The 18,028-nt window shown below is 26.8% G+C and carries 16 protein-coding genes and 1 pseudogene; 5 read left to right on the top strand and 12 right to left on the bottom strand.

Annotated features, from left to right (window positions below):
* Window positions 1-160: 160 nt before the first annotated feature.
* The 5 genes from Q0K19_RS13650 (at window position 161) to Q0K19_RS13630 (ending at window position 6,136) form a co-directional block, all read left to right on the top strand.
* Entirely contained in the window at window positions 161-400 is a 240-nt protein-coding gene (locus tag Q0K19_RS13650; RefSeq protein WP_297248887.1) for a zinc ribbon domain-containing protein, read from the top strand.
* Window positions 401-550: 150 nt separating this feature from the next.
* Window positions 551-1,579, top strand: a complete 1,029-nt coding sequence (gene rlmN / locus Q0K19_RS13645) for a 23S rRNA (adenine(2503)-C(2))-methyltransferase RlmN (RefSeq protein WP_297248885.1) — start codon at window positions 551-553, stop codon at window positions 1,577-1,579.
* A gap of 85 nt (window positions 1,580-1,664) precedes the next feature.
* Window positions 1,665-4,370, top strand: coding sequence for a DUF4132 domain-containing protein (locus Q0K19_RS13640; RefSeq protein WP_297248883.1), 2,706 nt, complete (start codon window positions 1,665-1,667; stop codon window positions 4,368-4,370).
* Window positions 4,367-5,098, top strand: a complete 732-nt coding sequence (locus Q0K19_RS13635; protein ID WP_297248881.1) for a polyprenol monophosphomannose synthase — start codon at window positions 4,367-4,369, stop codon at window positions 5,096-5,098. The genes Q0K19_RS13640 and Q0K19_RS13635 overlap by 4 nt, the downstream gene beginning before the upstream one ends.
* A 279-nt stretch (window positions 5,099-5,377) precedes the next feature.
* A complete protein-coding gene (locus tag Q0K19_RS13630; RefSeq protein ID WP_297248879.1) occupies window positions 5,378-6,136 on the top strand; it encodes an ABC transporter substrate-binding protein in 759 nt (252 codons plus the stop codon).
* A 1-nt stretch (window position 6,137) separates the two neighbouring features.
* Here the strand turns inward: Q0K19_RS13630 and aroA are convergent, their stop codons facing one another.
* The 12 genes and pseudogenes from aroA to Q0K19_RS13575 form a co-directional block, all read right to left on the bottom strand.
* Complete coding sequence (aroA, locus tag Q0K19_RS13625; protein ID WP_297248877.1) at window positions 6,138-7,400, bottom strand: 3-phosphoshikimate 1-carboxyvinyltransferase; 1,263 nt, start codon at window positions 7,398-7,400, stop codon at window positions 6,138-6,140.
* 23 nt (window positions 7,401-7,423) lie between these two features.
* Window positions 7,424-8,395 (bottom strand): signal recognition particle-docking protein FtsY, encoded by a 972-nt coding sequence (gene ftsY, locus Q0K19_RS13620; RefSeq protein WP_297248874.1) that lies wholly within the window; start codon window positions 8,393-8,395, stop codon window positions 7,424-7,426.
* Window positions 8,396-8,539: 144 nt separating this feature from the next.
* Window positions 8,540-8,590: pseudogene (locus Q0K19_RS15450) on the bottom strand (hypothetical protein); the annotation flags it as partial.
* A gap of 27 nt (window positions 8,591-8,617) precedes the next feature.
* Window positions 8,618-8,917 carry a ferritin family protein gene (locus tag Q0K19_RS13615; protein ID WP_297248872.1) on the bottom strand — a complete coding sequence of 100 codons (300 nt, stop codon included), beginning with the start codon at window positions 8,915-8,917 and terminating at the stop codon, window positions 8,618-8,620.
* A gap of 477 nt (window positions 8,918-9,394) precedes the next feature.
* Window positions 9,395-10,582 (bottom strand): PLP-dependent aminotransferase family protein, encoded by a 1,188-nt coding sequence (locus tag Q0K19_RS13610; protein WP_297248870.1) that lies wholly within the window; start codon window positions 10,580-10,582, stop codon window positions 9,395-9,397.
* Between the two features lie 160 nt (window positions 10,583-10,742).
* A complete protein-coding gene (locus Q0K19_RS13605; RefSeq protein WP_297248868.1) occupies window positions 10,743-12,950 on the bottom strand; it encodes a transcript cleavage factor in 2,208 nt (735 codons plus the stop codon).
* Between the two features lie 4 nt (window positions 12,951-12,954).
* Window positions 12,955-13,935 (bottom strand): hypothetical protein, encoded by a 981-nt coding sequence (locus Q0K19_RS13600; RefSeq protein ID WP_014487496.1) that lies wholly within the window; start codon window positions 13,933-13,935, stop codon window positions 12,955-12,957.
* A 136-nt stretch (window positions 13,936-14,071) separates the two neighbouring features.
* On the bottom strand, window positions 14,072-15,304 hold the full coding sequence (gene hutI / locus Q0K19_RS13595) for an imidazolonepropionase (protein WP_297248866.1): 1,233 nt from the start codon (window positions 15,302-15,304) through the stop codon (window positions 14,072-14,074).
* A 26-nt stretch (window positions 15,305-15,330) separates the two neighbouring features.
* Window positions 15,331-16,131, bottom strand: a complete 801-nt coding sequence (locus Q0K19_RS13590; RefSeq protein ID WP_297248864.1) for a sulfite exporter TauE/SafE family protein — start codon at window positions 16,129-16,131, stop codon at window positions 15,331-15,333.
* Window positions 16,132-16,133: 2 nt separating this feature from the next.
* On the bottom strand, window positions 16,134-16,835 hold the full coding sequence (locus Q0K19_RS13585; protein ID WP_297248862.1) for a phosphatase: 702 nt from the start codon (window positions 16,833-16,835) through the stop codon (window positions 16,134-16,136).
* 13 nt (window positions 16,836-16,848) lie between these two features.
* Window positions 16,849-17,466, bottom strand: coding sequence for an AAA family ATPase (locus Q0K19_RS13580; protein WP_297248860.1), 618 nt, complete (start codon window positions 17,464-17,466; stop codon window positions 16,849-16,851).
* A gap of 222 nt (window positions 17,467-17,688) precedes the next feature.
* Window positions 17,689-18,028: MinD/ParA family protein (locus Q0K19_RS13575; protein ID WP_367172178.1), on the bottom strand; the 340-nt coding region annotated here is incomplete at its 5' end.

Here is an 18,028-nt window from a genome sequence, read left to right as displayed (position 1 = left end):
TGTAGCAATTATAAATTATAAGGAATACCATCTTTTTTTTAAACTAAAAGTGTGCAATATCTATGGCTCTTAAACATAATGTAGAAATAAATTCACTTGACAGATTTTAAATTAAATAATATATTATTAAACTATAATTTAATTTTAAAAGGAAAAAATTATGCCTACTTATGAATATAAATGTGAAAAATGCGGATATGAATTTGAAGAATTTCAATCAATAACCGCTGAAGCTAAAGCAAACTGCCCAGAATGCGGAAGTGAAGCTAAAAGAATGATATCTTTAAATAGCGGCATCATCTTCAAAGGAAAAGGCTTCTATGTTAATGATTATAAAAATAGCAGCAGTTCTAGTTCATCAAGCAGTAATTCTGGAAGCTCCTCTACTAAAAGCTGCTGAGGGGTTAAATAATAGCTTATAGGTTATAAGCACAAAAATATTTTTATAATAATTAATTTGTAAATAATAATTAGCTGATAGCTTATGAATAATATGTTATCAGCTATTATAATTTTTATTTAAATCTTAAAAAGGTTGTTACATTATAATATGGCTAAAAAAATATCTATAATGAATGTTTCAGAAGAGGAATTATCTAAATTCTGTATAGAAAATAATTTCCCTAAATTCCATGCCTCACAAATACTTAATTGGATATATAAAAAATATGCTATAAGTTTTGAGGATATGAGCAATATACCTAAGAATTTGAGAAATTTATTAGATGAGTACTACTTTATTCACAATTCAAAAATAGAAACTATATCAGAAGATGAATACGGAACACAAAAATTACTAATTTCACTATATGATAAGAAGAAAATAGAATCTGTTATCTTAAATAAGAAAGACAGAGTAACCTTTTGTTTGTCATCTCAGGTGGGATGCGGTTATGGATGTGCTTTTTGTGCTACAGGAAGTATGGGATTATCAAGAAATCTCACTGCTGATGAGATACTTGCAGAATTTTTACTTATGAGAGCTGTAACAAAAAAAGTTAATTCTATAGTATTTATGGGTATGGGTGAGCCTTTAGCAAATACTAAAAACCTTTTTAAAGCAATAGATACTATAAATTCATTCAAGGGTTTTAATTTAGGCATAAGACATATTACAATATCAACATCAGGAGAAGTTGCCGGAATAAAGCAGTTAATAGAAAGAGATTTAGACTGCAGATTGGCTGTTTCTTTACATTCATTAAAAAATGATGTAAGAGATAAAATAATGCCTATTAATAAAAGATATCCTATAGAAAATCTTATGGCAATACTTAAAAGATACAGCCGAAATGGTAAAAGAATGATTACTTTTGAATGGGTTCTTATAAAAGATGTTAATGATTCAGTTAATGATGCATATAGGCTTGTAAATTTGAAAAAAGAATTTCCTTTTAAAGTTAATGTTATACCTATGAATCCAGTTGAACATGCCCCTGAATTACAAAGACCTAATAAAGATATTATATTAAGATTTAAATCCATATTAAAAGATAATGGAATAGAAGTTGTTGAAAGATTTAAACAAGGACAGGAAATATTAGCTGGATGCGGACAATTGGCGGTAAAAAACATGTAAATCAATATAGTATTTATTATTTATTTAATTATAGTATAATATAGTATAATTAAATAGATATATAAAATGTATAAAAGAGTAATTTATGGAAAAATTTAATAGTTCTCTATTCAGCAAAAGATATGAAGGATACAACTTAGAAAAAGAGATATGTGTCATTAATAGAGGAATAGTAGAAAATGATATATATGCATTAGATTTTTTGAGAGAAGCTAATTATACATATAACAAAGATAAAGAATATTTTTATTCATTATATAAAACATTAGAAACAAGCAATAACTGCGGAATATACCTAATATTAACAGCAATTCTATTAAAAAATGAAGATGAAAAAGCTAATTTAAAAATAGCTGAAAAAAAAATAGATTTATTAATGCAAAAAATATATGATTCCTATTATGTTAAATATAATGTTGTAGAACATTTAGGAACACCTAACAGCATTACAGTAATAAATGATGATATAATATATGAAGATGATAAGAGATACGATTTAATAAAGAAATTCCATGTAAAAAAATCAGCATTTGGTTATTTTAGTGCTTTGAAGCCTTATACGCCATATCATATAAAGAGAGCACCTAGCAATAGTGACATAGAATTTATAAAAAAATCTATATTAAATAATTATAGAATATACTATATTTTACTATTATCAGATTACTCAAAAAAAGCTAAAAAACTCCTTAATATAATATTAAAAACTAATAGCTATAAAGCATTAACTTATATAATGTTAATAAGAAAAGAAGGATTTGCAACAACATATCAGGAAAGTTTAGATTATTTAACCAATCTTAATATAACTTTAGCTGATATTATTATTTCTTATATATTCTTTTATTCTTATAATGATAGAATATCATATTATGATTCATTTGCTGTTCAAATAAAAAACAGAGAATTTAATAGTTTCTTTTATTCTCTTATTAAAAAGAATTCAGAATATTTTGAAAGTTTATTTGCTAATAAAAATTTTGTAAAAAAAGTTACTAAAAGCAGTAAAAATTTTATACCATTTTTAAATGAGCTTTATAGTAAAGAAATAGATTTCGGATCAAGCAAAATATTATGCTCACTTTTGGAAAATCAATCATCGAATATTAGAAAAGCAGCAATAAAAATAATCAACCGCAAGAAAAAAGAATCTTATGAATATTTAAAAACTTTAGATAATGATTTAGCAAGAGATATACTTAAAAGATGGAAAAATAAAAAAATAATTAATTCAGGTTTTAAAGATATTGACAGCATAGTTAATTTCGTAAACAAGAATTATAATAAAAAATTTGAAAAGAATTTATTATGCTTAGATGAATCTTTATTATATGGAGTAAAAAGTAAAGACTCTAATCAAAATATACCTATTATTGTAATTAAATATATATATTTGGAATATTCAAGATTAAAAGCACCTACAAAAATAAAAGACTTAGATAAATTAATTTCGTATTTTGATTTTAATTCATTTATTAATGTAATAAAAACTATATATGAAAGATGGATATTTGAAGGTGCTGATACAACTTATAAATATGTAATGATTCCATATCTAGTATATGAATCAGACTATAAAATAGAAAAAGTTGGATATAATCTAAAAGAATGGTGCGAATCAGGAAGAATTTCTCTTGCCAATTATGCAATATCTACATTAGCATTCAATGGAAGTCTTTACGCTCTTATCCTTATTGATTATGTATCAAACAATATAAAATATTATCAAATCAAAAATACTTCAAAATTAGCATTCAAAGCCGCTGCAAAAAAATTGGATATTTCTGAAGATAAATTAGCTGATAATATAATACTTGATTTTGGAATAGATAAAGAAGGTAAGAAATTATTAAAAGATGACTCTTATTCTTTCACATTATATATAAATGAAAAATTAGATATTGAAAAAATATTTGATAACAAGAAAAAAGAATATGTATCCAAAATAGATAAATATCATAATATAAGTAAAAATTTATTAGATGAATTTTACAGCATAAAAAATAATATAAAAGCCTCATATAAATTTCAAGCCTCAAGACTTAACAAAGCATTAATGACAGGAAAAAAATGGCTAGCAGATGATTGGAAAAAAATATTTGCAGAAAACTATATTATGAGTACATTGGCAGATATTTTTATATGGACTATATATAATAAGAATGATAAAATATTAAAACAAGTTAAATATGATAGAAAATCAAATACTTTCTTTTCAATAGATGATAACGAAGAAATTAAATTAAATAAAAATTATAAATTATCATTGGCAAGTCCTGTAGAAATGACAGAAGAAGAAATAAAAAAAGCCAAACAATTATTAACGGATTTAAAAATAAAACAGCCTTTTAATCAAATGCAGAATATTAATTTCTCTTTTGAAGATGAAGATATAAAAGAAAATATTATTGTAAAATATAGAAACAAAGAAGTAAAAATTAAAACTTTTAAAAATTTGATAGATTATCTTGATATGGAATTAGATTATGAGAATTCATATATAGTAGGATATAAAATCATAGACACATCTATATCAGTTGGAATAAAAATCAATCTAATGGGTATGGATAATGCAATAGATGATAATGATATTATTCTATTCGGAGATATTGTATTCTATACTATAGATAATAATGAAATATTCTCATACAAAAACATAATAGATCCTAGAACATCACATGTAAGGTATGTTAAGTATATTATGTTTAATATAGATAATTATATCAAAAAGAATATGCAAAAGACATTAAAAGTAGCAAAAAGAAATAGGAGACAATCAGATACAAAATGAAAGCTATTATAGTATTACCTACATATAATGAAAAAGACAATATAGAAAAAATGCTTAATAAAGTATTATCATTACCTGAATATATAGAAATTTTGGTTGTTGATGATAATAGCCCAGATGGTACAGCAAGTGTTGTAGAAAAATATTTATCGAATAATAGAGTGCATTTATTAAAAAGAGAAAAGAAAGAAGGATTAGGACCTGCATATATTGCCGGATTTAAACATTCATTTCAATACAATCCTGATTATGTAATAGAAATGGATGCTGATTTCTCTCATGATCCTGATTTTGTAATTAAATTTATAGAAAGAATGGAAAATGAAAAACTAGATTTAGTAATAGGATCAAGATACTGTAACGGAATAAGCGTAGTAAATTGGCCTTTAAGAAGACTTTTTCTTTCATACTATGGAAATAGATATGCATCATTTGTATTAGGTTCTAAAATTATGGATATTACAGGCGGATTTAAATGCTTTAGAGTATCTGTATTAAAAAATATGAACTTTGACAATATACTTTCAGCAGGATATTCTTTCCAAATAGAAATGAATTATTCTTTTGAAAGTAATGGATATAAAGTAGAGGAAGAGCCTATAATATTTTATGAAAGAAGAAGCGGACAGTCAAAAATGTCTAAAAATATTATAGCTGAAGCTTTATTTAGAGTAGTGCGTCTAAGATTTAGAAATAAAAAGAAATATTTTAATAATCAATCCAAATAAATATTATTGCTGATATTACCATATTTCAATTTTATAATATAATAGGACATATATTATGAATAAAATTATTTATATTTTTTTATTGTAATCACATTAATATCATGCAATAACAACAAAGAAAAAGATAAACTTACAAACACTAAAATAAGAGTAGGATATTTATATGAATTCGCCGGAGCCTCTGCTATTGCAATAGCAAAAGAAAAAGGTTTCTTTGAAGAAGAAAATTTAGATGCCTAACTATTTGAATTTTTTAACGGACATGCTGCAATTTTATCTATGATGTCTAAAGAAGTTGATTTTACCTACATTGGTCATGCTGCACATTCTTTGATTATAAATGGAGATGTACAAATATTAGTACCAAATGGAATAAGCAAAGGCGAAAAAATAATAACAGGAAAATGGACTGGTATTAACAGCATTTCCGATTTGAAAGGAAAGACTGTAGCAACTCATTTGGGTACTTCAGGCGAAGCTATGCTTAATGCCGCATTGAAAAATAATAATATAAAATTGCAGGATATAAATTTAACAAATATCAATATTACCAATCTTGCCAATGCTCTAATAAATAGAAAAGTTGATGCTGTATCAACATGGGACCCTTATACAAAAGAAATTACCGAACAAATCCCAAATGATTATAAACTATTAGCAGATATCACAGACTACAGCAATGAAATTATCTTAACTAGCAGTTTTGTATCAACATCAGAATATATAAATAATTATCCTGATATAGTAAAAAGATTTTCAAGAGCAATATTAAAAGCTATGGATTATAGAAAAAACAATTTATATGAGGCAGCAGAATTAACAGCAAAACTTACAGGAAATGATATAAAATCTGTCAAAAATGAAATAGATGCATCAATATTGTTTTCATCATCAGATATAAAAAACGCATGTACTTCAGGTGAAATATTAAAATGGTATGAAGTACAGCAAAAAATATTTTTAGATTCTAAAGTTATAAAAGAAACCACACCTGTAACAAATTATATACAGCTATCAATGCTTACAAATATATTATAATTTATAACTCTATTTTACCGCCTATACTTCTAAATTGCTCTACAAAATTAAAAGATGATTTATTTATAGACTCAGCATCATCTATAATTATATCATTATCAGAAACAGCAGAAGCGACAGCTAGCGACATAGCTATTCTATGATCATTATGAGAAGTAGTAGCTCCTCCTTTAAGTCTTTCAACACCTTCTATTAATATTTCATCTTCAGTTACTTCTATCTTAGCCCCTATCTTCAAAAAACTATCCATTAAATCATTCATTCTATCACTTTCTTTATATCTTAATCTTGCAGCATTATATAATCTTGTCTTACCTTTTGCCGTAGCAGCTAAAGTTGTAATTATAGGGCCCAAATCTGGAATATCAGCCATATCTATATCAAGAGCATTTAATCTATTAGTTTTCTTTATTGTAATAGAATTATCATTATTATAAAAAACAGAAGCACCCATAAATTTTAATATATTAAGTATTTCCTTATCACCTTGAATAGAATATTTATTAAGACCATATAAAGTAGTTTCTCCGCCCAAAGCACCAGCAGCAGCAAAAAAAGCAGCATGCGACCAATCGGATTCTACTTCATAATCAATTCCTGAATATTCCTGATTGCCGTATACTTCTATTATATTATTATCATGCCTTAAAGTTTCTATATTTGCCGCTTTAAGTGTTTTTAAAGTCATCATAACATAAGGTTCTGATTCCAATTCTCCGTCTATAATAATATTAGAATTTCCTTCAAGCAAAGGCAAAGCAAATAAAAGTCCGCTTAAAAACTGACTGCTTAAATTTCCCAATACTTTGAAATTTGAAGCTTTTAATTGCCCTGATATTTTAATAGAATTCTCTGAATGAATAAATTCTAATCCTTGTTCCTTCCATATCTTTTTATAAACTCCAATAGGTCTTGAAAATAATTTCTTGGAACCTGTAAAAGTACATGTTATTCCAAGTGCCGACATTATAGGAATTAAGAATCTTAAACTGCTTCCAGACTCTTTAACATCTATAGTTAATTCTTTTTTATATTCTTTTTTTGGAAAAACTTTAAGACCATCATCAATGACTTCTAAATCAGCAAAATTAGATATGGCATTTTTCGTAACTTCCACATCAACACTTACATTATCAATCCAATGCTTTATAATACTCGGACTTTTAGCTAATGATGAAGCTATTAAAGCTCTATGGGCATCACTTTTACTCATTTGAATGTATATAGAGCCAAAAATTTCTGAAGGTTTAACTATGAAAGACATAATATAACTCCAATGATTATTAATTACTGTAATATAGAATCAACGAAACTTTCAGCATCAAATTCTTTGAAATCATCAACTTTCTCACCAAATCCTCCGTAATATATAGGCAAGGATAAATAATGAGCTATACTTATTGCTACTCCGCCCTTAGCTGTACTATCTAATTTTGAAACTATAGCACCTTGTATATCCAAAGCATTAGTAAATACTTTAGCCTGCTCTATTCCATTATGTCCCACATTGGCATCCAATACTAATATTGGTACAAATTTAAATTCAGTAAATCTCTCTGTAGCTATTTTCTTCATCTTCTCAAGCTGTCTCACTAAATTTTCCTGATTATGAAATCTTCCTGCAGTATCAACTATTACTATATCAGCATTTGTTGCCTTAGCTTTATCTAATGCTGAAAATAATACACTTGCAGGATCTCCAGCTTGCTGACCTTTAACTATAGTAACAGAAAGTCTATTAGCCCATTCTTCTAATTGCTCTATTGCTGCGGCTCTGAATGTATCTGCTGCTGCTAATATAACTTTATGATCTTTCTTTAATATATTAGCCAATTTTGCTATTGAAGTTGTTTTACCTACTCCATTAACACCAACTATAAAAAGTATAGTTTTATCTTTGAGTTCTATTTTCTTTGAAATGAACTTAGATATTAAAATTTCTCTTAAATGTTTTTTAGCTTCAGAAGGATCTTTTATATTTTCTTTTTCTATTACATCTCTAAGTTTTGAAATAATATCTTTTGTAGTTTCAACACCAGCATCAGCTGTTATTAATGTATTTTCTAAACTTGCAAAAAATTCATCATTAATAGATGAAGTATTAAATAGCGATGACAATGAAAATTTACTTTTAGAACTTGTTAATGAAACTTTAGGTTTCTTGTTCTTTTTCATTAACACCACAACTAAAATCAAAAGTACTACAAGTACACAGCATGCTATTATTATAATATTCATATACGGCATAGTAGATTGCATTTATCAATTTCTCCAATATAAAATTTATTTAGAATATTATATAAACTATTAAGATTTTTTCAAGGCATAAAAAAAGCATTGATAATAAAATATTATCAATGCTTTCGCCTCTATAAAAAAATTAACGAATCAATTATTTTTTAATTAATTAAATGCTTGGAAAGAACTAGCTGTAGCATTACATAATGGACATTTAGCTGGAGCTGAACCTGCTTCAACATATCAGCAAACAGGGCATAAATAATAAACTGTAGGTAAAGTTTTTTTAGCATTTAAATCCTGTATAGTTTTGTTATATAATTCAGCATGTGTTTTTTCAACAGAAGCTATTCTGTTCATTAATTCAGCAACATTTTTATTGTTTTCAGAAGCAGCAACTTTACTGAAAGCAGGATACATTTTTGTATATTCATAAGTTTCACCAGCTATACCGCTTTTTAAATTATCAACATCAGTACCAGTTTTAATAGCATTGATTTTAGCTGTTAATGATTTAGTTGATAATTTAGAAGATAAAGCCATATCGTTTAAAAGCTTAGCATATAAAGCTTATGCTGCAGAAGCTGCTTTAAATAAAGCTGCAACACTTTTGTTTTGAGCTTTTTTAGCATACTCAGCATAGCTAGCAGATGCATTCATCTCACCATTATAAGATGCATCATACCATCTAAAGTAGATTTAGCTGTTTGTCCATATACAAGACCAGCAAAAACGAATAAGAACAAAATAAATAAACTTGATTTTTTAATCATCTTTTTATCCTTTTTTAATATAGAGTTTTTTGTTTTTTTGTTTATATGCGAGGCAACATATAGATAATATAACCTTTAATACATAAAAAAAGTAAAACAAATAAACATTTTTTTTACAAAAAAATATAATATAGTAAAATAATGTTAACATATACTAACTTTAATATAAAAAACAATCATATAAAATAATAAAAGGCAGCAAATTTTACATTTACTGCCTTATATAAAAACATTATTTAAATTATTTTTACTTTCTCATTTTTTCTATAGCTTTTGCTAATATAGATATACCCTTATCAATATCTTCAGGTTTAGAATTAGTATAATTCAATCTTAAAGTACCCAAACCTCTTTTAGCTTCATAGAAAGGCTCTCCTGCTACAACAACAACACCGTCCTCAGCAGCTTTTCTTGAAAGCTCAACAGCATCTATTCCTTTAGGAAGTGTAGCCCATATAAACATACCGCCTTCAGGATGAGTCCAATGCATATCTTTAGGTAAATATTTATCCATAGCTTCAAGCATATAATTGCATTGTCTGCCGTATAAGTCTATTATTTTTTTGATATGTTCATCATAATCATTATCTTCTAAATACTGACTTACAACTACCTGAGCAAATGTTCCTGTATGTAAATCTATAAGCTGTTTATAATCTTTCATCTTGGCGTATAATTCTTTTTGTCTGCATGCAATCCAACCTAATCTCATACCAGGTGCTACAGTTTTTGAGAATGTACCAAGCAATATAGCCTGTTCTCCTAAATATGCACCAAATGATTTTTGATGTTCGCCTTTAAATCTTAATTCTCCGTAAGGATTGTCCTCTACAAAGAATGTATCTTTACCTTTCATTATTTCTGCTATTTTTTCTCTTACAGCATTTGTATATGTTATACCTGTAGGATTTTGGAAATTAGGCACAGAATAAAAGAATTTATTATCATATTTATTTATAGCTTCTTTAAACTCATTTATATCAGCACCATCTTCATTCAAATTAACAGTATGAATTTTAGGATTATATAGGTGAAATGATTGTAAAGCTGCCAAATAAGATGGATCTTCAACTAAAACATCATCATCAGGATCTATTAAACATGAAGAAATGATATCTAAAGCCTGCTGTGAACCATTAGCTATAAGTATGTCATTAGCTTCAATTTCAATACCTTGTTTTTTATATCTATTTGCAATAAACTCTCTTAAAGGACCATATCCCTCAGTGCTGTTATATTGTAAAGAGTAAGCACCTTTAGTTTCTAAAACTTTATTTGCTGCCGCTTTAATCTCTTCTACAGGAAATGATTCAGGATTAGGTAAACCGCCTGCAAATGATATTAAATCACCTTTAGCTGCAACTTCAAGCATAATTTTTACAAAACTGCTCTGAAAATCTTCTTTTAATGCTCTTTTTGATAATCTTAATTTCATAATAATATCCATTTAAAAAATTTGTTATACATTATATACTACTATTCATAATAATGCTATATTATTTTTTGATTTTTTATCAATATATTTTCTTAAAATAACTATATAAAAAAAGGGAGATTTATTAAATCTCCCTAATCTTTATCAAACTTAATTTGTATTATATCTTCCAGTTAGGGAAACGTTTTATAACAGCAGAAATAATATCAGTTTTATAATGCTGCTCTAAATTAACCAGTTTTTGGAATTCGCTAAATATTATTTTAACATCCTCTTCTGACTCATTCTCTATAAATTTAAGCAGATAAGCCTTATCAAATACTAAATCATACACAATTTTCAAAAGTTTTCTAGCCTGTGCAGATGTTTCTTTCTTATCAACCATTTTTGATAAATGAGGTATTATACTAAGCAAACCTATCATAAGAGAATTTTTATTTATATTTATATCTTCACCTGTCTCATCATAATATTCACCGTCAAGTATCTTCTGAGCAAAATAAACAAATGATTCAGGGCATTCTCTATAGTGAAGAAATATATCATCTATAGTTTTAGCAAGCATGTCTGTTTTTTTGTCTTCAAATAATTTATTTACTATAAGATAATTATTCTTAACCTGAGGAGAATAAAGCATTTTAAGTATTATATTATAATAATCATCTCTTCTGCCGTCCCAAATAGCTTTTATAAATTTCTCCCTATAATTTGAAGAAGGAAGCACTTCATAAACATGAGTATAATCATCAATATTTTTTACTATATCTGAAAGTAAAGGTATGCTGTTGTCGGCATTAGACTGACTCCTCAAATATATTGTACTTATTATTCTCTGATCATTAGGAGCTTTTTTGTCTTTGGAAATATTAACAAAATAATTATTCATCTCTTTAGCTTCTTCAGAGTTTAAATTAGGAGTATAAGTTAAATATTCCATATATATTTGATATCTCTCAAAGAAATTATCAGTCTTATTAAATTTAGATAAACTTTCAGCATCATAAGTTTCAGCTTCCTCATTATAAAGGAAAGTATTTTTATCAAATTTAACTGTAGTAGAAGCCCTTACAGATTTTTTAGCACTTTCAAGCCATTTAGTATATGCTGATTCTGCCACTACAATATCAGGCTTTGAAGTTAATTCCTGCTTTAAATCTTTTGTAGTGATTGTTTTTCTATATTTCAAAATAATAGTTAAAAGTTCTGTAGGATTTTCTTCTGCTATCTTTTTAATTTCATTAAGTCTGTAAGCCTTATAAACATTAATATCATCATTAGGCAATGTTGTAAGAGATTGTATTGCCATATCAAAAGTCATTTTTCTTACATCTTCCTGAGATACAAATTTTATATTAACATTATTTATATCTATTGACTTAATTTTACCAACGCCGAAATTTCTATGTATAACATATTTATCAACATCATATTGTATATACTTTTCAAATATTTCTATACAATCTTTAGGTTTTTTATTAACATTTGTAATAGATGATATTTCTTCTATTTTTTCAAAAAGTGTATGATTAGGATATAAAGCCTTATAAACATCTACAAGTCTATGCCTGAAGAATTTAGCTTTTTTATTATTTTGTGCAACTATATCCTGCTCATAATTAAGTAAATTTTTAATAGTTTTTAAAGCTTCATTATATTTATTATTCTCAAAATAATAGAAAAATATTATTTTCCATACATCTATCATTATATTAGAATCTACAAGAGCCTTTAAAGCATTCTCATATTTAAGCAAGTAATTATAATTATCCGGATCATACTGCAATACTTTTTTAATATCGCTTTCTGCATTATCTCTTTCTCTAATTAAATTTCTTTCAAAAGCAATTTTATAATAATGCACAGCACTCTTTATATCGCCTGCCATTTCTTTTGTATGTGCTATTTTTTCAGGAAGTTCCGGATTAGAAACATCGAAACGTATAAGTCTTTCCCAAATTTCTAATGCCTCAGATTCCCTGTTAATACTTTGATAATAGCTTGCTAAATATCTTAAAGCATAATCACTTTCATAATATTCATCTAAAATCTTTTGAGATACGAATTCAACTATATTCCACTTCTTAGCATTTTTAAAAATGCCTAAAAGTTTTTCCAAACTCATCTCTGAATAATTTTCAATTTTTAAATTTAAAAATCCATTAGCATATAAAGCTGATATATGATTTGGATTTTTATCTAACTGCATTTTAGCTGTTTCTATAGCAGAATTTATATCATTATTATCATTTATATCATTGAGAATACCTGATAAATCAACAAAATACTTAGTAGTATAATTAAGAAGCGGTCTTCTCGTAAATGTTTCTTCTGAAAACACGTTTTCTAATTTTTGTAGAGCTTCTGACATATTATCACTCCTTATCTAATATTTTTATGTAGTATTGCAGCAAATCTTTATCTATTACAGCCATCTTTCTGCCCCATACCTTAACCTCTTCCACATCAGAATCATTCTGTCTCATAATGAGATGCGTAGTTAAAAATGCATACGAAGATAAAAGTTTAGGTGCGGTAGTTTCTCTAAGCTTTATCTTTCTATAATCTGCTTCCAATCTGGATATGTTTCTTCTAAGATCAAATTCCTCCTGTTCATTTAATGGTCTTTTCACATCCAATATGTTCATAAGTTCACCGTAAGCACTCATCCATAATATTATTTCTTCCTGACTATTGTTATGAACACCCCTTTTTATTATTATATCTCTGATTTCTCTTACTATTTCTATGCTTATATTTTCAAATTCTATACTTAAAGGATCATAAAACAGAGCTTCCCTTACATACATTTTACACTTTTTTTCATCGCCTAATTTATCATAAATCATAGCAATGTAACTTAATGTTCTAGAATTGTATGGTTCTATAGTATTTAAATATTCATAAGATTTTAATGCTCTAGAATAATCCTTTAACTCTATAAAAGCATTAGAAAGTAAACGCAGTTCCTCCGTGCCTTCAATATCATTAGTACTTCTTTGCATTATTAACTCTATAATCTTATTATATACATAATAATGAATAGCGTTAATCGATATTAAATTCTCATCATAAGACTTTCCATGTACGAATACATTGAATTTCTTATAAGTAGAATCTAAAAGTTTGCAGTACTCTATGCAATTTCTCTCTACAGTTTTAAATTTATCAAGCCTATTAATCCAAAATTTAACACAGGATATATTTTCATACAGATTTGCACATTCAAAATCTTTTGACATAATCCTATCAAAATCTTCCATAGACTCCGTAAACAAACCCTGCTTTAATTTAGTTTCTATAATGTTGAAAATATCTTTAACAGACTCTTTTCTAGAAAATAATTCCTCTTCCATTATATTTAAAATAAACTACTCCCTTAAAGCTAAAAACGTACAGAGATATATACGCATATTATAATAATATAATCAAATAAACTCAAATTGTCAAGAGAAAACAATACTCTTCAAAGTAAAAAATGATAAAAATATGTTAATTATGATATACAAGCTCTCCGGATTTAAAAACCATACTGCATAAATCATCATCCATACTATAAAGCAAGAAATTAAGGTTATCACAATTCCATACTATAATATCAGCTTTTTTGCCTTCCTCAATGCTTCCTATTTCTTTGCCCCTATTAATAGCACATGCAGCATTTATAGTAACGGCATTCAATATTTCTTCCGGTTTAAGTCTGTACATAATATATGAAAGCTTCATTATAAACTGCATATTTAAAGAAGGACTAGAACCTGGATTATAATCTGAAGCCAATGCTATAGGAACACCTTTATCTATCATATATCTAGCTCTAGCATAAGGCATATTCAAATAAAAAGAAGCATTAGGCAAAAGAACAGCTATTACATTTTGATTTTTTATAACGTCTATAGATCTGTCATCAGACATAATCAAATGTTCCGCACTTATAGCTTTAAATCTAGCAGCTAAATATGATCCTCCGCTTGTTTCTAATTGATCTGAATGAACTTTAATTCCTAGATTATGCTCCTGAGCAGCATTAAGAACTTTATGAGTTTCTTCCATATCAAGTCCGCAATTTTCACAAAATACATCACAAAACTCTGCTATGCCTAACTTTGATATTTCAGGAATCATTTCATTACATATTAAATTTATATATGAAGCCCTGTCATTTTTATATTCTTCTGGTATTACATGTCCGCCCATAAATGTACTTACTATATCTATTTTATGATTATCATTAAGTTTTTTCATAACTTTTAATATTTTTATTTCATCTTTAATAGTCAATCCATAACCGCTTTTACCTTCTACTGTAGTAGTTCCATAATGAAGCATTTTATCTAATATAGGTATTGATTTCTTATAAAGTGCATTCTCTGTCTGACTTCTAGTATCTTTTACAGTTGATAATATTCCATAACCTGATTTGATTATGTCAGAATAACTCATATGACCGCTTATTATATTATACATCTCATCTTCTCTTGAACCGCCATATATAAAATGAGTATGACAATCTATCAAACCAGGAGTAACTAATGCTCCATTGGCATTGAATGTTTTCTTAGATCTTCCTTTAACACTATCACCAATACATTCTATTATTCCATTTTTTATACCTATAGAAACATTGTTATATACTTTTATATTACCTTGATCTTTACCATATAATGGCGTATCACCCTCTGCGGTTACTAAAGAACCTATATTTTTTATAATGATATCTAGCATAATGCACTCACATTTTTTTATGTATATTATATATTAACAGAAAAATTATATATATTGTAAGATGTTATTAATATAATAATCAATAATAAAATAATAAATAATCTATCAACTATTTTAGAATTAATTTTTTTATTTATGAATCTTCCCAATATACCTCCGCATATTCCGCCTATAATCATAACTATCAAATAAGAAAGATTAACTTTTAAAGCATCTCCGTCAGCAACACTTATAAATACATTTGAAATTTGCGAAAACAATATAATATAAAGAGAATTTTGAGCCGCAACTTTAGAATCCATACTAAAGAAAAAGTATAAGAAAGCTATATTAAAAGGACCGCCTCCTATACCTAAAAATGATGATAAAAGACCAAGAACTAAACCTATAATAACGCATAAAAATATATTTTCTATATGCATAGATTTTATCTTTTTATCACCTATATTTTTTACTGTAAATATTAAAGTAAAAAATGTTAATAATATCAAAATAGCCGATTGAAAAATACCTGCTATGTTTTCACTATTGAAAAGTGTTATAACATAAGAAAAAAGCATCTTTCCAAATATTCCGCCTATAATACCGCCTAAAGCCAAAGGAGTTGCTACCTTAGAATCTACAAGACTATCCTGTTTTATCTTTGATACTATGAATGTATATAAACTCATAGATAAAACTGTACATGATGATAAAAAACTTATTTTACTTACTTCAAGAACATTCAAAGAATCAAGTACAGGCTTTATTATAATACCGCCGCCTATTCCGCAAATAGCACCTATAACAGATGCTACTAAACTTACAATCAAAAAAAACACTATCATTTTTATATACCAAGATATTCTATCAATTTGTAATAATCGCTATTAAGTATAAGATGCTCTGGAAAATCTATTGATAATAATAATTCTACAGCATCATTAAAATCTCCTACTTTATACATTGAATGAGCATCGGATGTTACTACAATATTAGTTTCATATCTTTTACAAGCCAAAGCAACTTCACGGCATATAGTAGCACTTCCTTTTCTAACTTTAAAAGATGATGAATTAATCTCTATTAATTTATTATACTCTTTGCATAATTTCACTATATATTTGATATCAAATTGAAATTTAGGATTACCAACATGACCTAAACAGTCAATATGAGGATTTTTTATAATTCCAACATATCCATTTGTATGATCTTCTTCAGTTAAAGGCTGTATGGAATCTTCATGATAAGAAGCTATAACAAAGTCTAAATACTCTAATATATTGTCGCTTAAATCTACTTTTCCGCTATAATCTACTATATTAGCCTCACATCCTCTAAGAAGTCTAACTCCATTTATATAATCAGGAAGATTATGCATAGCTTTGAAATGTACTGGTTTAGCACCATCACTGGAATTAGGTCCATGATCTGTAATGGCTAAAGCTAAAAATCCTTTCTCTTTAGCTGAATTCACCATTTCATCAACTGTGCTATAAGCATGCTCACTTACTAAAGTATGAGTATGCAAATCAGCTATTATACTCATAATAAATACCCTATTATAGTTTTGACTTAGCTATTTTTTCTATTAATTCTATTGTATTATCTACGCCTATAAAATCACTATTCAAACAAGCATGATAATTTCTAGCATCTCCCCAATTTTTTCCTGTATAATAATTATAATGTTTAGCTCTTAATTTATCTCTTTCTTTTAAGATTTTTTCTATATTAGCACTATCCAATTTATATTCTTCAACAGCCCTTTTAATTTTATTTTCCATATCAGAATAGATGAATATATTAATACAATTCTCCATTCCTTCTAATATATGATTGGCACATCTTCCAACTATAACGCATGAATGTTTAGATGCAACTTCTTTTATAACATTGCTCTGTGCAAAAAACATAGTATCCTGCAATGATTCTCCATTACCAAACACCATATTTCCAGCATAAGAACCTGTTATAGCAAAATTGAAAAGAGAAGCACCTGTTAATTTTTGTTCATTTTCTTTAATATATTCCGGAGAAAATCCTGTTTTATCTGATGCCATTTCTATTATAGCTTTATCATAAAAAGGTATATTTAAATCTTTAGCAACCATTTCTCCAATATATCTTCCGCCGCTGCCGAATTCTCTGCTGATAGTTATAACAATATTTTTACTCATAAGCATATACCTCCTCTTTATATATTAATAGTTTACCAATATTATCTGTATTTGTCAAATTTAAACAACTTCTTTTCTTATTATATGCAAATATTTTATATTATTACTATTAAATTAACAAATAAAAGACTATATTGCTACATTTTATATAAAATATTTTTAATGAAAATTAATTATGCTTAAAAGTAAACATTATCAATAGATAAATAATAAGTTAATAAATTAGAAGAAATCAGAGAAAGTTTTTTCTCTTGCATTTTCATCTTTCATTACGCCTATATCATATAAATATCTAGTAACGGCTAATGAAAAACCGCCTTTGATAGGAGTTTTAGGATATAATATTATTATAGGAGTTCTCTTTTGAACGGATATCATAACCTTTTCCTCATCAAACAAAACAGGCCCTAAAAGAACCAAATTAATATCAAGAGAAAATTTTGATGTTACCTTTTTTACTTCTCTGTATAAATTGATAGCCCAGTCTATGTTTTTTACTTTGTTCACTATCAAATACATCTTATCTGTCATATTATTGACATATATCATCTTCATAAGTCTG

The sequence above is a fragment of the uncultured Brachyspira sp. genome (genome assembly GCF_944393015.1).
Classification (GTDB): domain Bacteria; phylum Spirochaetota; class Brachyspiria; order Brachyspirales; family Brachyspiraceae; genus Brachyspira.
The sequence above is the reverse complement of the archived record's forward strand: the minus strand, read 5'-3'. Positions and strand labels throughout refer to the sequence as shown.

Coding starts and splice junctions, on each gene's coding strand:
- Q0K19_RS13650 (WP_297248887.1), top strand. CDS start 161: ATGCCTACTTATGAATATAAATGTGAAAAATGCGGATATGAATTTGAA.
- rlmN (WP_297248885.1), top strand. CDS start 551: ATGGCTAAAAAAATATCTATAATGAATGTTTCAGAAGAGGAATTATCT.
- Q0K19_RS13640 (WP_297248883.1), top strand. CDS start 1,665: ATGGAAAAATTTAATAGTTCTCTATTCAGCAAAAGATATGAAGGATAC.
- Q0K19_RS13635 (WP_297248881.1), top strand. CDS start 4,367: ATGAAAGCTATTATAGTATTACCTACATATAATGAAAAAGACAATATA.
- Q0K19_RS13630 (WP_297248879.1), top strand. CDS start 5,378: ATGATGTCTAAAGAAGTTGATTTTACCTACATTGGTCATGCTGCACAT.
- aroA (WP_297248877.1), bottom strand. CDS start 7,400: ATGTCTTTCATAGTTAAACCTTCAGAAATTTTTGGCTCTATATACATT.
- ftsY (WP_297248874.1), bottom strand. CDS start 8,395: ATGCAATCTACTATGCCGTATATGAATATTATAATAATAGCATGCTGT.
- Q0K19_RS13615 (WP_297248872.1), bottom strand. CDS start 8,917: ATGGCTTTATCTTCTAAATTATCAACTAAATCATTAACAGCTAAAATC.
- Q0K19_RS13610 (WP_297248870.1), bottom strand. CDS start 10,582: ATGAAATTAAGATTATCAAAAAGAGCATTAAAAGAAGATTTTCAGAGC.
- Q0K19_RS13605 (WP_297248868.1), bottom strand. CDS start 12,950: ATGTCAGAAGCTCTACAAAAATTAGAAAACGTGTTTTCAGAAGAAACA.
- Q0K19_RS13600 (WP_014487496.1), bottom strand. CDS start 13,935: ATGGAAGAGGAATTATTTTCTAGAAAAGAGTCTGTTAAAGATATTTTC.
- hutI (WP_297248866.1), bottom strand. CDS start 15,304: ATGCTAGATATCATTATAAAAAATATAGGTTCTTTAGTAACCGCAGAG.
- Q0K19_RS13590 (WP_297248864.1), bottom strand. CDS start 16,131: ATGATAGTGTTTTTTTTGATTGTAAGTTTAGTAGCATCTGTTATAGGT.
- Q0K19_RS13585 (WP_297248862.1), bottom strand. CDS start 16,835: ATGAGTATAATAGCTGATTTGCATACTCATACTTTAGTAAGTGAGCAT.
- Q0K19_RS13580 (WP_297248860.1), bottom strand. CDS start 17,466: ATGAGTAAAAATATTGTTATAACTATCAGCAGAGAATTCGGCAGCGGC.